Origin of the sequence: Streptosporangium sp. NPDC087985 (assembly GCF_044741965.1) — a bacterium.
GTDB lineage: Bacteria > Actinomycetota > Actinomycetes > Streptosporangiales > Streptosporangiaceae > Streptosporangium.
This window is the reverse complement of the sequence record NZ_JBIUTQ010000001.1, coordinates 482252-496909: the sequence shown is the minus strand read 5'-3', so window position 1 is coordinate 496909 and position 14658 is coordinate 482252. Positions and strand designations below refer to the sequence as shown.

Annotated in this window: 13 protein-coding genes; 8 read left to right on the top strand and 5 right to left on the bottom strand. The window is 69.0% G+C overall.

The features are described 5' to 3' along the window. The first annotated feature begins 3 nt into the window (after positions 1 to 3). From ACIN94_RS02450 to ACIN94_RS02435, 4 genes are all read left to right on the top strand, one after another. Complete coding sequence (locus ACIN94_RS02450) at positions 4 to 1155, top strand: GNAT family N-acetyltransferase (RefSeq protein WP_400698508.1); 1152 nt, start codon at positions 4 to 6, stop codon at positions 1153 to 1155. Positions 1156 to 1300: 145 nt separating this feature from the next. Continuing rightward, positions 1301 to 2617, top strand: a complete 1317-nt coding sequence (locus tag ACIN94_RS02445) for a nucleotide sugar dehydrogenase (RefSeq protein ID WP_400698505.1) — start codon at positions 1301 to 1303, stop codon at positions 2615 to 2617. Further along, entirely contained in the window at positions 2607 to 3785 is a 1179-nt protein-coding gene (locus ACIN94_RS02440; RefSeq protein ID WP_400698502.1) for a glycosyltransferase family 4 protein, read from the top strand. Before ACIN94_RS02445 ends, ACIN94_RS02440 begins: the two co-directional genes overlap by 11 nt. Positions 3786 to 3812: 27 nt before the next feature. After that, the gene (locus tag ACIN94_RS02435; RefSeq protein WP_400698500.1) at positions 3813 to 4535 is read left to right on the top strand and encodes a methyltransferase domain-containing protein; all 723 of its coding nucleotides are present in this window, start codon (positions 3813 to 3815) and stop codon (positions 4533 to 4535) included. Positions 4536 to 4623: 88 nt separating this feature from the next. Here ACIN94_RS02435 and ACIN94_RS02430 read toward each other — a convergent pair whose 3' ends face one another. Next, positions 4624 to 5529, bottom strand: a complete 906-nt coding sequence (locus ACIN94_RS02430; RefSeq protein WP_400698497.1) for a glycosyltransferase — start codon at positions 5527 to 5529, stop codon at positions 4624 to 4626. Between the two features lie 40 nt (positions 5530 to 5569). Between ACIN94_RS02430 and ACIN94_RS02425 the strand changes: the two genes are divergently transcribed. The 3 genes from ACIN94_RS02425 to ACIN94_RS02415 all read left to right on the top strand — a co-directional run bounded on the left by ACIN94_RS02425 (position 5570) and on the right by ACIN94_RS02415 (position 9054). Continuing rightward, complete coding sequence (locus tag ACIN94_RS02425; protein ID WP_400698495.1) at positions 5570 to 6133, top strand: dTDP-4-dehydrorhamnose 3,5-epimerase family protein; 564 nt, start codon at positions 5570 to 5572, stop codon at positions 6131 to 6133. A 6-nt stretch (positions 6134 to 6139) separates the two neighbouring features. Beyond that, positions 6140 to 7021 (top strand): hypothetical protein, encoded by an 882-nt coding sequence (locus ACIN94_RS02420; protein ID WP_400698492.1) that lies wholly within the window; start codon positions 6140 to 6142, stop codon positions 7019 to 7021. Between the two features lie 332 nt (positions 7022 to 7353). Then, positions 7354 to 9054, top strand: a complete 1701-nt coding sequence (locus tag ACIN94_RS02415) for a DUF4082 domain-containing protein (RefSeq protein ID WP_400698490.1) — start codon at positions 7354 to 7356, stop codon at positions 9052 to 9054. Positions 9055 to 9114: 60 nt separating this feature from the next. On the opposite strand, the gene ACIN94_RS02410 is transcribed toward ACIN94_RS02415, so the two are convergent. The 3 genes from ACIN94_RS02410 to ACIN94_RS02400 form a co-directional block, all read right to left on the bottom strand. Beyond that, the gene (locus ACIN94_RS02410; RefSeq protein ID WP_400698488.1) at positions 9115 to 10506 is read right to left on the bottom strand and encodes an O-antigen ligase family protein; all 1392 of its coding nucleotides are present in this window, start codon (positions 10504 to 10506) and stop codon (positions 9115 to 9117) included. Beyond that, complete coding sequence (locus tag ACIN94_RS02405; protein WP_400698485.1) at positions 10506 to 11285, bottom strand: hypothetical protein; 780 nt, start codon at positions 11283 to 11285, stop codon at positions 10506 to 10508. Before ACIN94_RS02405 ends, ACIN94_RS02410 begins: the two co-directional genes overlap by 1 nt. Positions 11286 to 11350: 65 nt before the next feature. Beyond that, a complete protein-coding gene (locus tag ACIN94_RS02400; protein WP_400698483.1) occupies positions 11351 to 12283 on the bottom strand; it encodes a hypothetical protein in 933 nt (310 codons plus the stop codon). 227 nt (positions 12284 to 12510) lie between these two features. Here ACIN94_RS02400 and ACIN94_RS02395 point away from each other — a divergent pair, with 227 nt between their 5' ends. Further along, positions 12511 to 13704: an acyltransferase family protein gene (locus ACIN94_RS02395; protein ID WP_400698480.1), complete on the top strand. Its 1194-nt coding sequence runs from the start codon at positions 12511 to 12513 to the stop codon at positions 13702 to 13704. A gap of 20 nt (positions 13705 to 13724) precedes the next feature. Here the strand turns inward: ACIN94_RS02395 and ACIN94_RS02390 are convergent, their stop codons facing one another. Next, positions 13725 to 14645, bottom strand: a complete 921-nt coding sequence (locus ACIN94_RS02390) for a glycosyltransferase family 2 protein (RefSeq protein WP_400698477.1) — start codon at positions 14643 to 14645, stop codon at positions 13725 to 13727. Positions 14646 to 14658 lie beyond the last annotated feature (13 nt).

Genomic DNA, 14658 nt, shown 5'->3' with positions numbered 1-14658 from the left:
ACGATGAGCATGCCCGCGAGCGAGGAGCCCGACGGGCCGGACGCCTCCGGGCCCTCCCGGCCCGTGACGGCCCGGAGGGAACGGACAGCGCGGACGGTGCAGACGGTGCGGACGGTGGGGTTCGGCGCGCTCGCCGCGGAGGAGCTGGACGCCTGGCACCTGTTGCGGGCGGCCAACCCCCTGCTGGACAGCCCCTACTTCCATCCCGGCTTCGCCGCGGCCGTGCACGCCAGCGGCCGCGAGGTGCGCGTCGCCGTGGGCAGGGACCGGGCGGGTGACGTCTGTGCCCTGCTGCCCCATCACCGCGAGCGATCGCTGATCAGGCCCGCGGGCTGGCCGGCGGCGGACTTCCAGGGGCCCGTGCTCGCCCTCGGTTCCTCCTTCCCTCCGCTGGCGCTGCTCACCGGCGGAGTGCGCGGCTTCGCGTTCGACCATCTGGTCGAGAGCTGTGCGGACTTCGAGCCCTGGGTGGAGTCCCGGCGCCCGTCACCGTTCCTGGACGTCTCCGGCGGCCTGGAGGGATACCTGGGCCGGGCGTCGCGGAGCGGTAAGGACAACATGGGGCAGGCACGTCGGCGCGCCGCGAAGGCCGAACGGACCCATGGCACGGTGCGGTTCGTCGCCGACACGGTCGACGCGGAGGTCCTGGACCGGGTGGTCGAGCTCAAACGCGCACAGTACGCCGCCACAGGTGCCAAGGACTATTTCGCCGAATCGGACCGCCGTAATCTGTTAACCCGGCTGCTTCACACCCGCGATTCCTCATTCGGGGGTATTTTGTCCACTTTGCATGCCGGACCCCATATGGTTGCGGCACATTTCGGAATACGTTCGGAAAATGTCCTGCACTGGTGGTTCCCGGTCTACGATCCGGCCTTCGCCGGCCTCGCCCCCGGATGGATGCTGCTGCGCGAGCTCGCCGCGGCGGCGCCGGTCCTCGGTATCGCGCGCATCGACCTCGGACGGGGAGACGACGAGTACAAACGGCGTGCCAAGACCGGCGAGACCCTGGTGTGCCAGGGGATCGTGACCCGGAGTCCGTCCCGGCAGGCGTTGCGGCGGGCACGGAACTCCATGGTGACCATGGCGAAATCATCCACACTCGGCCCCAGCCTGCGGAATATTGTGCGAAAACTCCGCACCTTCAAACAATAATCGCGCCCGGTCCGCCGGGTGACCACTTCTCGAAATCGTAACGATCGAAAGAAATCATCCGACTAACGGGTGAGTCGGGCGAGGCTTAGCGAAACGCCTCCGGCCCCGCAACCAGCCGGCAAGTGACGCGATGGAGGCAGCGCACATGAGAATCAGCGTGTTCGGGCTCGGCTATGTCGGTTGCGTCTCCGCGGCCTGCCTCGCGGCCAGCGGCCACGAGGTTGTCGGGGTCGACGTCAATCCCACGAAAATCGACCTCATCTCCCGCGGCCAGGCACCCCTCGTTGAGGAGCGGATCGGCGAGTTGACCGCCGAGGTCGTCCGGAGCGGTGCCCTGCGGGCCACCACCGACGTCGCCGAAGCGATCAACGCCACCGAGATCTCGCTGATCTGCGTGGGCACGCCATCCGCGCCGAACGGCAGCCTCTCCACCATCCACCTGGAGCGGGTGGCCGAACAGATCGGCCAGGCGCTGGCCGGCAAGAACGGCCGGCACACGGTCGTCTTCCGCAGCACCATGCTCCCCGGCACCTGCTCCGACCTGCTCGTCCCGATTCTCGAACGGACATCGGGGCTACGGGCCGGGACCGGCTTCGGCGTGGCGGTCAACCCGGAGTTCCTGCGCGAGGGCACCAGTGTGCGTGACTTCTTCGAGCCGCCCAAGACCGTCATCGGCGAGCTCGACACCGCGAGCGGCGACGCGGTCGCCGCCCTGTACGGCGGCATTCCCGGCGAGGTCTTCCGGGTTCCCGTGGCGGTCGCCGAGATGACCAAGTACGCCGACAACGCCTTCCACGGTCTGAAGATCAGCTTCGCCAACGAGATCGGGGCGATCTGCCAGGCGATCGGGCTGGACTCGCACCGGGTCATGGACGTCTTCCTTGCCGACCGCAAGCTCAACATCAGCCCGGCCTACCTCCGGCCGGGCTTCGCCTTCGGCGGCTCGTGCCTGCCCAAGGACCTCCGGGGGCTGGTCTACGCGGCCCGGCGGGCCGACGTGTCGGTGCCGCTGCTCTCGCATGTCCTGCCGTCCAACGAGGACCATCTGCGACGCGCCTTCGAACTGGTGACCGCGGCCGGCAGCCGCCGGATCGGGCTGTTCGGGCTGTCGTTCAAGCCCGGCACCGACGACCTGCGGGAGAGCCCGCTGGTGGAGCTGGCCGAACGTCTCCTCGGCAAGGGATACGACCTGCGCATCTACGACGCCAATGTCTCCCTGTCCCGCCTGATGGGGGCGAACCGGGACTACATCGAGAGCAGGCTGCCGCACCTGGGCGACCTGCTGAGCAACTCCGCCGACGACGTGCTCTCGCACGCCGACGTGTGCGTCGTCGGCTGTAAGGACCCTGCCGTGCTGAGCGCGCTCGCCGGCGCGGGAGACCGTGTGATCATCGATCTCGTCCGCCTTCCCGACGCCGACACGCGCCGGGCACATTCTGGATACGTGGGCCTTGGCTGGTAAAGCACTCATTCTCGTCGAGAACCTCTCCGTACCGTTCGACCGGCGGGTGTGGCAGGAGAGCACCGCACTGCGCGACGCCGGCTGGGAGGTGCACGTCATCTGCCCCCGGGGCACCAAGCGGGACACCGAACCGTACGTCCAGACAGAAGGGGTGAAGATCTACCGCTACCCGCTGCGGGCGGCGACCGGTGGCCCGTTCGGCTACCTGCGGGAGTACGGCTCGGCACTCTGGCACACCTTCCGGCTCGCCCGGCGGATCGGTCCGGTGGACGTCGTGCACGCGTGCAACCCTCCGGACCTGCTGTTCCTCGTGGCGAGAATGTTCAAGCGGCGTGGAGCGCGGTTCGTGTTCGACCAGCACGACCTGGTGCCCGAGCTCTACCTGTCCCGGTTCGACCGCGGCGAGGACTTTCTCTACCGCGCGGTGTGCCTGCTGGAGCGGCTCACCTACCGGGCGGCCGACGTGGTCATCGCGACCAACGAGAGCTACCGCGAGGTCGCGATCACCAGGGGCGGCAAGCAGCCCGGAGAGGTGTTCGTGGTGCGCAGCGCGCCGGCGGTCGAGCGGTTCCATCAGGTCACCGTCGAGGAGTCGATCAAACGGGGGAAGCCGCATCTGCTCTGCTATCTCGGCGTTATGGGGCCGCAGGACGGCGTGGACTACGCGCTGCGGTCGCTGGCCAGTCTCCGTGACGACCTGGGCCGGACGGACTGGCACGCGGTGTTCGTCGGCGCCGGCGACATCTTCGAGGACATGGTCGCCTTCTCCCGCGAGCTGGGCCTGTCGGACTCCGTCGAGTTCACCGGCAGGATCCCGGATGAGGACCTGCTCCGCTACCTGTCCGCGGCGGACGTCTGCCTGGCGCCTGACCCGTTCAACCCGCTCAACGACGTGTCCACCATGAACAAGATCATGGAGTACATGGCGATGGGCCGCCCGATCGTCTCCTTCGATCTCCGGGAGGCGCGGGTCTCGGCCGGAGACGCCGCGGTGTACGCACCGGCCAACGACGAGCCGGAGTTCGCCAAGCTGATCGCCCGGCTGCTCGACGATCCGCAGGAGCGCCACCGGATGGGCGAGGCCGGTAAGGCCCGCGTCACCGGCCCGCTGTCGTGGGAACGCTCCAGGGCCGCGCTCCTGGCCGCCTACGAGGCCGCCTGTTCCTGACGTCCACGTGAGAAGGGAGCACCTGCCATGAGCGTGCTCATCGAGACCGTCGCCGACACTGCCATGGCAGCCGCCGTCGGGCTGCCGGAAGGGCTGCGGCGGTCCTACAGATGGCTGCGCCGTACCACCGGCCAGCTACTGTTCGAGCGCCGGTACGGAGTACGGACCTCGGAGGTCGTGGGCCTTGAGGAGTTCGGGCTCGCACGGCAGGACAGGGTTTACTACTCGGCGGCGAACTGGCAGACCCTGCGACGCGCGCTGCCCCGGCGCGACGTCGGCGAGCACGACGTGTTCATCGACCTCGGCTCCGGCATGGGTCGCATGGTGCTGGAGGCGGCGGCCCGCTACCCGTTCAGGAAGGTGATCGGTGTCGAGCTGTCCGAGGAGCTCAACGACATAGCGCGGAAGAACATCGCGGACACCCGCCTCCGCCTGCGCTGTGAGGACGTCGACCTCGTCCAGTCGGACGTACTCGACTACGAGATCCCCGACGATGTCAGCGTGGTGTTCCTCAACAACCCCTTCCGGGGCGAGACCTTCGCCACCGCGATCGGGAAGCTGATCGCGACCGTGGACCGGAACCCGCGCGCGGTCACGGTGATCTACTTCAACCCGGTCGAAGAGGAGTTCCTGCTCCGCACCGGCCGGTTCCGGCACCTGCGCACGGTGAGACTGGGACGCAAGACCGGGCAGGACGGCCCGTTCGGCTCGGTCCGGGTATACGCGATCACCGAGCGGGCCGATGCCTGACCTCACCGACCGCGGGGGCGGCGGCCCGCTCCGCCGTACCGGCCGGACAGCCGTCGCCGGGACCGGCGCGGCGGCGGGCCCGCACGGGCTACCCCCCCGCCTGGGACCGGCTGCCGGTGTCGCCGCCCCACGCCACCTGGCCGCCACGCGAGGCCCGCACCCAGGTCAAGGCCCGGTCCATGAGCAGGACTGCGAGGTAGCAGCCCGCATCGAGCGGGCTCACCCTGCGCCTCGCCACGAGAGTGCCCAGCGAGCTCAGCCGCAGGCGCCCCTCGGCCGCGGACCGGCCCAGCTCGGCGAGCTGCCGGTTGCCCAGGCGCACCCGCACCCGCCGGTTCAGGTGCGCCGAGACGGTCCTCGCCGGGCGCACCAGCGACCGGGCATCGGGCACCACCATCCGCTCGTGAGGGGCGAAGCTGCCGTGCGCCCAGCCGTCGTCGGAGATCACGTCCGGCAGCGGGAAGACCCTGGCGTGCCCCTGTTCGGTGAGGACGTAGACCCCGACCCCGGCCAGCGCCCGGAACGGTGCGACCAGCTGGTCGTGCACCTTGTGCATGCGCCGGGCGATCCAGCCGACCCCGTCCAGATCCCAGGCCGGGACAGGAGCGCAGGCGAGCACGCCGGGCAGGCCGGCGGCGGCGACAAGCGCGCGCACCGACGCGGCGCTCAGCTCGACGTCGGCGTCCAGATAGACGCGGGGAAAGGTCCGGCAGGTCCCGTCGCCGAGCCGCAGCGCGTTGGCCTTACCCGGCACCGGCGTCTCCACCACGCGGACACCGGCCTGCCTGGCGACTTCCGCCGTACGGTCGGAACACGCGTTCGCCACCACCACCACGTCGAACTCGCCCGGCACCGTTCCCGCGAGCAGCCGCCGCAGACCGCTCGCCACGACGGCTTCCTCGTTGTGCGCGGGAACGACGACGCTGACAATCGGCTGCCGTCCACCCGGCCGTACAGGGCTCGGCGGAGCGTCCTCATCCGCAGCGCCGTTCACTCCGAACGCCTCCCGACCACCGTGAGAAAAGGCTGACGAGTTGAGAGTAGAACGAAGCGAAATCGACGGCGTGCTGTTGTTCGTACCGACGCCGCACCGTGACGACCGAGGGCTGTTCACCAGGACTTTCGACAGGGTCCTCGCCGAGGAGCACGGGCTGGACCCCGCGCTTTTCGCGCAGGACAGTCAGTCCCGCTCGCGGCGGGGAACGATCCGTGGAATGCACGGCCGCTCCGGCCGGGGTGAGGCCAAGCTGGTGCGCTGCGCGCGCGGAGCGGTGCACGACGTGCTGGTCGACGCCCGCCCCGGCTCACCCACCTTCGGCGAGCAGACCTCCGTGCTGCTCGACGACGAGACGTTCGTCACCCTCTACGTGCCGCCGGGACTGCTACACGGCTTTCAGGCCCTGACCGAACAGACCGACGTCTGCTATCGCATCGATCGGGAGCACGACCCCGCCGAGGACCTCTCCGTCCGCTACGACGATCCCGGGCTGGGAATCCGCTGGCCACTTCCCGTGTCGGCGATCAGTGAGCGGGACCTCTCCGCGGGATCATGGGCACAACTGCGGGATCGGCTCCGCCGTTCCGACGAGAGGGAGTGAACGACGATGCGATGGGTCAGTCTGTTCGCCGCCGTCTCGGCGGTCACCGCGGCGTTCCTGGCAGGATGCACGTCCTCTCCGGCCGAGAGCCCGACGAGCACGCCCACCGGTGCCACCGGCCGGTGCCCCGCGTATCCGACCCCGGCCTGCACCGGCGTGCCACCCGGCACCCGGCTGACCGTGAAGGCCCTCAACGAGGACGGCGCCGCCTACCGGGTGAGGACTCCGGGCACCGTGCTGGACGGCGTGCACATCAACGGCGACCTGCTGATCCACGCCGACAACGTCACTGTCAGGAACAGCCGGATCGACGGGATCGTGATCAACGCCGACGGGCCCCGGACCTTCCGGTTCACCATCACCGACTCCACCGTGGGACCCGCCCAGGGCTGCCTGACCCTTCCGGGCATCGGCCAGGACAAATACACCGCCACCCGGGTGCACATCCGCGGCCACGGCGACGGCTTCCGAGCCTCCGGCGACGACATCGTCATCCGGGACTCCTACGTCGACCTGTGCTCGAACCCGGGCGACCACTCCGACGGCATCCAGACCTACAACACCGGCAGAGGCCTCATTTTCGACCACAACACCGTCGACCAGCGCCACGCCAAGGACATCACCGCACCGATCTTCCTCACCGACAAGCAGATCGTCGACGCCGTCGTCACCAACAACCTCGTCATGGGCGGCACCTACAGCATCCAGCTTAGAAACGGACACGGCAAACTCGTCGTGCGCGGCAACAAGTTGGTCGACAGATCCTGGGTTTACGGACCGGTCGATTCTGAGTGCAAGGCGATCGACTGGGCGGACAACTGGCTGGTGACGATCGACGAGAACTACCGCATCACCTCGACCGTCGGCCCCCTGGCCTGCGTAGGCTGATCTCCTTATCTAATTCTCCCTGTTGTTGGCGTCTAGGGCGACATGCCACTTATGTCCGGAAAGCCGAGTAACGGCATAGCGGGAAAAGCATTTGCTTATAACACTTCTGGGCAATACTCACGAAACCAGTGCATCGCTATGACCTCAACCGCAACAATGGCCTCTGCGCGAGGACCAAAACGGACACATTGTCGAGCCGACCGCAAATCGGCGCGGAGGTCAGAGAAATGGCCAGTGCACACTCCCCCCGCCGTGGTGGAAATAGTGAAGGCGGATTACCCCGCCGCCGGCGGCCACGCTCGGGGCTGGTAGCAGTCCTGACCGTGGCCCTTGTGGCGGTATCCGTGCCCGCTGTCTGGTTCATCACCCGCAGCGACGTCACCATCGAACAGGTGGCCGCAGCCCAGCCCGTACCCGCCGCCGAGCCGCAGGAGCCCAAGGAGGCGAGCTTCTGGTCGCCGAGCACCGAGGTCAAGGCCTCATCGCGCTCCGACCGCGCGCCCGTCGAGCTGGGCATGCGCTTCACCGCCGCCCAGAGCGGCGTGGTGACAGGCGTCCGCTTCTACAAGGCCCGCGGCGACAAGGGCAGGCACACCGGCAGTCTGTGGAGCGCGAGCGGCAGACGGCTGGCGGGTGTCACATTCGCCGGAGAGAGCGCCTCGGGCTGGCAGGAGGCCCGCTTCGCCTCCCCGGTGCAGCTCAAGGCCAGGCAGCTCTACACGGTCTCCTACCACAGCGAAGACGGCAACTACGTGGGCAGCAAGGGCTTCGGCTCCACCCGGTCGGGTCCGCTGGCCACGACGTCCCGCAACGCGGGAGTTTTCGGGTACGGCGAGAGCGCCTTCCCCCGCAGGTGGAACCCCAAGGGCTACAACTACTGGGTGGACGTGATCTTCCGCTGGCACCACCACTCTCCGGCGCCCGAGCCCACAGAGTGGCCCGGACGACCGTCGGACCTGCCCACCGAGAGCTCGGGTGAGACTCCGGGCGCCACCCCCAGCCCGGGCCGGACGGCAGAGCCGGGCGCCACCCCCAGCCCGGGCCAGACCGCAGAGCCGGGCGCCACCCCGGACCCGGGCCGGACGGCAGAGCCGGACCCCGGCAAGACCGGCACTCCGGGCCCCGACCCGGTAGGGACCCGCGGCCCCAGCCCCTACCCCAGCACCACCAGGACCACCGGCCCCGGTCCCGTCCCGACCACGACCCACACGCCGAAGCCGACGCCGGCACCGGGACCGGCGCTGTCTCCCGAACCGGGCAACCACGGTTGCGCGGACTACCCGACCCCGGCCTGCACCGGCGTGCCATCCGGCACCAAGCTGCTCATGAAGGCCCTCAACGAGGACGGCGCCGCCTACCGGGTCACCACACCCGGAGCCGTGCTGGACGGCGTGCACATCAACGGCGACCTGCTGATCCACGCGGACGGCGTGACCATCACGGACAGCCAGATCGACGGAAGCGTCATCAACGCCGACGGGCCCCGGACCTTCCGGTTCACCATCACCGACTCCACCGTGGGACCCGCCCAGGGCTGCCTGACCCTTCCGGGCATCGGCCAGGACAAATACACCGCCACCCGGGTGCACATCCGCGGCCACGGCGACGGCTTCCGAGCCTCCGGCGACGACATCGTCATCCGGGACTCCTACGTCGACCTGTGCTCGAACCCGGGCGACCACTCCGACGGCATCCAGACCTACAACACCGGCAGAGGCCTCATTTTCGACCACAACACCGTCGACCAGCGCCACGCCAAGGACATCACCGCACCGATCTTCCTCACCGACAAGCAGATCGTCGACGCCGTCGTCACCAACAACCTCGTCATGGGCGGCACCTACAGCATCCAACTCAGAAACGGACACGGCAAACTCGTCGTGCGCGGCAACAAGTTGGTCGACGGATCCTGGGTTTACGGACCGGTCGAGGCCGACTGCGCCAGGATCGACTGGGCGGACAACTCGCTGGTGACGATCGACGAGAACTACCACATCACCTCGACCGTCGGCCCCCTGCCCTGCATGAGCTGACAGAGCCGGCCGTACCGGTAGAGCGCCGTACCGGTTGGCGGACCGGGCAGGGCGGGGCGGCTAACCGCCCGCCCTGCCCGGTCTGCGGATCAGGTCCCTGGCGGCGACGCCGACGCGGGCGCGCCAGGGAGCACTGGATTCGCGGGTCTGCCGGGCCGTCTCGGCCGCACCGCGCAGCAGCGATCCGGTGGCGCCGACCAGCAGGAACGACAGGCCGGTGACAGTGGCGAAGGACAGCAGGTCGAAGGTCGCCGCCCCGATCAGCGGGACCACCAGGCAGGCGGCGAGGGTGAGACCAAGGTCGCGGGTACCGGGATCGGTGCTCAGGTAACGGGCGCGGAGGCCCGAGTAGATCCCGCACACGAACAGCCCGATGACCGTCACGACACCGATCAGGCCGGTCTCCACAGCGGAGAGGAGGTACTGGTTGTCGAAGACCTGGTGCTTGGGCGCGTACCAGGTGCCGGCCCCGCGCCCCAGCCACGGGTGCTTGGCGATCTCGTAGCTGGCGACCGCGTAGTCGTGCGTACGGTAGCGGATGCTGTCGTCGGTGCCGGCGTTCGCGAACAGATCGTAGAACGTGTTGATGAGCCCCGGTGCCATGAACCTCATCACGATCAGGAACCCGACTGTGACGAGCAGTGTCTGGATCCGCCGTCGGGCAGGCCAGCCGAGGAACATCACCACGGCGACACCCATCAAGCTCAGCACCGCCGACCGGGAGACCGAGAACATCAGGCCCACCCCGATCAGACCTGAGCACACCCACCACCGCAGGGCCGGTCCGCCGCGCTCACGGGCCTGGAACCCGTAGTGGACGGCGATCGGGAGGATCATGGCGCTCACGACACCGAACTCGATGGGATGGCCGGTCGTCGCAGCAACCCGGCGGAAGTCGGATCTCGCACTGACGAACCCGTCCTCGGAGGTGTAGCGGAGCCCGGGAAGCTCCAGGTAGCGGGTGAGGTCGAGGTCGAACAGGAACTGGCAGGCTCCGATCACCGCGATCACCGCGCCCGCCACCACGACGGCCTTGAGGACGAAGTCCAGGCGCTCGGGACCGCGGACCCCGTCGCACACCATGAGCGCGAGTCCGGCCCCGGCCACCAGCAGGATCAGGGTGTGATCGGCGAGCTTGAGCTCGTCGGCGGGGAGGTAGCCGTAGGTGGCGTACCCGAAGGTGGCCACCATCGCGGTCACGAAGACGAACAGCGCGGTGCGCACGGGCGTGCGGCCCTTCGCCATCCCCAGAGTGAGCGTGAAGTGCGCGCACAGCCAGCAGAGGGTGGCGATGAGGGCGACGAGATCGGCCGGGGTGATCGACAGCGGCAGTACCCGGAAGACCAGGCGGGCAGGGACGATCATCAGGGCCGCGACGAAGAAGCAGACCAGGGTAGCGCCGTCGGCACGCTGACGGGCCGGGAGGGCGAGATCGGCCGGCACGGCCGTCATCAGCGTCTCACCGGATCGCCGGCGGGCAGGCGGCCGTTGGACGCGGATGCGTCCGGCGACGCCCTGCCCGCCTCCTCCGCGGTGGCGGGCGGGGCGTCGCCGGTACGGTCCCGCTCGTCGTCGCGGCGCCGGGCCCTGCGTGCCTGGCCGAAGCTCTCGGCTGCGAACGCGGCGCACAGGCTCACCACGGCACCGACGCCCACCGCTGCGGCGACGGCGCGCAGTTTCCGGCCGCGCTGCGCCTCCGGCGTGGTCGGCGGCACCGCCTCGTAGGTGGTGATGTAGGTCGCCCGGGGCGCTTTCACCACCTGCTGGCGGTCGAACAGCTCGCGCCTCGTCCGGGCGAGGACCCGGGTCACGATGTCCAGTGCCCCTTCCGCCGACGCGCTCTCACCCTCGACGAACAGGAAGGGGCCCGTGGCCAGCGACTCCAGGTTGCTACTACCGTTGGTGACCTTGAAGGAGGTGTCCCCGCCCTCCACCGCGCCGAGTTCGACCGCCATGTCCGGTGTCCCCATCACCGTGATGAGGATCGAGGCGGAGACGCTGAGCCCGTTGTCGAAATTGAGCATGGGGTTGGTCAGGCCGTTGGGGACGTCCGGGTTGCTCGGCAGGGTGCCACCTGTGGTCGGCGTGGTCAGGATGAGCACCGCGCTGGAGATGTAGGTGGTGGGAATCGTCGAGTAGATGCCCGCGGCTATGGCGAGGGACAGCGCGAACGTCGGCATGACGATGTACCAACGCCGGAACAGGACGAGGATCGTCCCCCAGAAGTCCATGCGCTCCCTCTCCGCACCGGACAGCGGTCAACCGGACCGAAGCCTGCTGGTGATCGTTGACCGTGCTACTTCTCGTGCTCGTCCAGGCCGCCGGCGCGCATGAACACGATGGTGTCCTTGCTCTGCTCCTTGCGGTGCGCCAACGGCTCCTCCTCGTCGTCGTCCATCAGGACGACGAACTGGACCGAGTCGTCGTGGAACGGTCCTTCCCCGGTCTCGTCTGTCCCCGGCACCGTAGGAACGGCCTTCGGGGGGTGTTCGACCACCGGCTCGCCACCACGGTCCGGACGGCTGAACCCCTCCGAGTCACGCGGGGCGGGCGGAGGGACGTCGCCGGCGGCCCTCCGGCGGCCTTCCCGGATCTGCGTCACGCCGTACGCGATGCTCAGACCGATGAAGAGGACGGAGAACAGTGCCGCGCCCGCGGCCATCAGTTTGGTGGAGATCTTGGCCTCGGGGGTGGACGAGGGCACCACGTCGACGACCGATATGAAGGTGGAGCGCGGGGCCTTGAGCGCCTGCTGACGGTTGGCCAGCTCCTTACGGATGCGCTGTTTCGCCTTGAGCACCACGTCCTGGGCCATGACAGCGGATCTACTCTGGACCTCAACATAGATGAACGGGCCGTTGGTGCTGATGCCCAGCAGATCCGGGTTGGTACGGCCGTCATTGATCGTGATCTGGGTGGGGCCGTTCTTCACCACGCCGAGATCGGCCGCGACCTCCGGAGTGTTCAGGGACAGGATGAGGATGCCCGCGGTGACGCGGAGGCCGTCACTGAACTGGAGCAGCGGGTTGGTCAGCCCGATCGGCCTGGTGGGGTCGGATGAGAGCGTTCCACCGGTGGCGGGGGTGGTCAGCACCATGGACGCGGTCGACACGTAGTACGTAGGCACCAGGAAAAAGACCAGGGCAGCGGTGCCGAGCGAGAGCAATATCAGCGGGGGGCCGATGAGTTTCCGTCTGGTGAGGCCGAAAATGGCTTTCCAGAAGTCCATAGGTCTCCGCCCCCTATTTGTGCCGGGGCACTGCCAACCCCCGAGGCAATCCAGTTACCAATCGAGAAACAGACACTTCCCGTTACATCGGACGGACAGGGAACCCAGACCGGCCAGCATCCTCTATGGGATGTTACGTCTGGCGACCATACAACGATAGACCCGTGGATAGCTTAAAAAAGGGCGGATACGAGGGCCTGTACCGGCCCGAGACGGGGGTTGATCGGATGACGTCCTCCGAAGAGGGCATCCGGGACGGCTCGCCCGATATTTCCACCCATGTTTCCGCGGAACGCGGCAGGCTCGCGGGGCTCGACGGGATCCGCGGCGTGGCGGCCCTTTTCGTCATGGTGCACCACTGCTGGCTGCTGTCCTTTCCGGGTTATCCGGCCGGCACCGGCCCGGGCTGGCTCGGCTGGCTCCTCTACGGGCACTTCGCGGTGGTCGTGTTCATCGTCCTGTCGGGCTTCTCGCTCGCCGTCTCCCCCGCCCGGTCGGGGTGGCGGCTCGGAGGCGTGCGCCGGTTCGCCCGGCGTCGCGCCTGGCGTATCCTCCCGCCGTACTGGGCCGCCCTGGTGTTCAGCCTGGTGATCGCCTGGACCCTGGTCCCCCAGCCAGGGGAGGGAGCGCCCACGGCGAAGTCGGTGGCCGTCTACGGCCTGCTGCTCCAGGACCTTTTCGGCGCGCCGAGTCCCAACGGGGCCTTCTGGTCCATCGCCGTCGAGGCCCAGCTCTATCTGGTCTTCCCCCTCCTGCTGCTGGTCCTTCGCCGGGCGGGCGCGGTCGTGATGCTGGTGGCCGTCACCGCGGTCGTGGCGGCGGTCGGGCTGCTGGCGCCCATCGTGCCCCTTGTGGACACGCTGATGCGGCTGACCCCCCAGTTCGCCGTGCTGTTCGCGGTGGGGGTGATCGCCGCGGGCGTCGTCGGCGCGGAGGAGCGCGCACGGCGGCTGCCGTGGCACTGGATGGCGCCGCTCGCCGCGGTCCCGGTGTTCGCGGTGATCGCGGTGCGGGGCTCGGTGTGGACGGTGGGGCACTACTTCTGGATCGACATGGCGCTCGGCCCCGCTATCGGACTGCTGCTGGCCGCGGTGGCGACAGGCAGGCCGGCTGCGCTGGTGCGGCTGCTGGACCTGCGGCCGATCCGGAGTCTGGGTTCCTTCTCCTACACGCTCTACCTGATCCACGCCCCGATCGTCGTGGTGATGTTCCAGATGGTCGTCGCTCCGCACCTGCCGGCCGGCCTTCCGTCGTTCCTGGCCGTCCTCGCGCTGGCCGTGCCGGTGGGCCTGCTGGCGGCCCGCTCGTTCGCCGCGGTCTTCGAACTCCCCTTCCAGCGTCACCGTAGCTGGCCCGCGCTGCGCACGGCTGCCCTGGCCAGGGTGTCGCGGATGCGCGCGGCCGTACGCCCAGCACCGTAGGCGGAGGCCGGGCCGTCAGCTCAGCGTCCGGCCGCGGAGCGTTCGGAGAGCCGGCCGCTGCGGATCAGCTCACCGGCCAGCCGCATCAGCGTGCGGCTGCGGTGAGATGCCGTACGCCACTGGCGGCGGGCGTACATCCGGTGTGCGGCGGCACGCGCGCGACGGCGCTGCTCGTCGGCGAGGCCGGACTCGCGCAGCCAGCGCAGGATCTCGCGGTACTGCAGGGTCGAGGAGAAGTGCGCCTGCCAGGCGGGCACCCCGAGGCGGCGCCCGACCGCCCCGAGGCGCTCGTGCTTCCAGTTGCGGTGGGCGAGCACCTCGGGCACGTGGCCCCACGGCCCGGCCAGCGCGAGCTTGGCGGCGAACACCTCGTCCTCACGGAGCATGTTGCGCCGGGGGATGTCCACCACGCGGTCCCGGCGCATCAGGCCGTACAGGGGGTCGATCAACAGGTGGCTCTCGTTGAGCATGCGCAGCATCTCGGCGAACCGCTCGACCGGGTCGTCGGACAGCAGGCCCGTCCCGTCGTAGACGCCGGTCTGGGTCGTGCCGTCGGGATCGGTGTAGGCCACCTGCGTGGTCACCAGGATGAACCGCTCGTCCTGCTCGAAGGCGCGCAGGGACCGGGAGACGCACTGGGGTGCCAGCCAGTCATCGTCACCGACCCAGCGGAAGAACGTCCCCCGGGCGACCCGCCCCGCGTGGATGAAGTTGTTGAGCAGTCCCACGTTCCGCGGCTGCCGGTGGTAGACGATCCGGCTGTCGGACCGCGCCAGTTCGCGGCAGAACTCCTCGGTGTCGTCGGTGGAGGCGTTGTCGCAGATCACCAGTTCGATGTTCTCGTGGTCCTGCGCCAGCACCGACCTGACCACTCCCTCCAGCCTCGCGGCGCCGTTGCGCACCGGCAGTCCGACGGACACCAGCGTGTCGTTTCCAAGCATCCGGTCTCCTCCG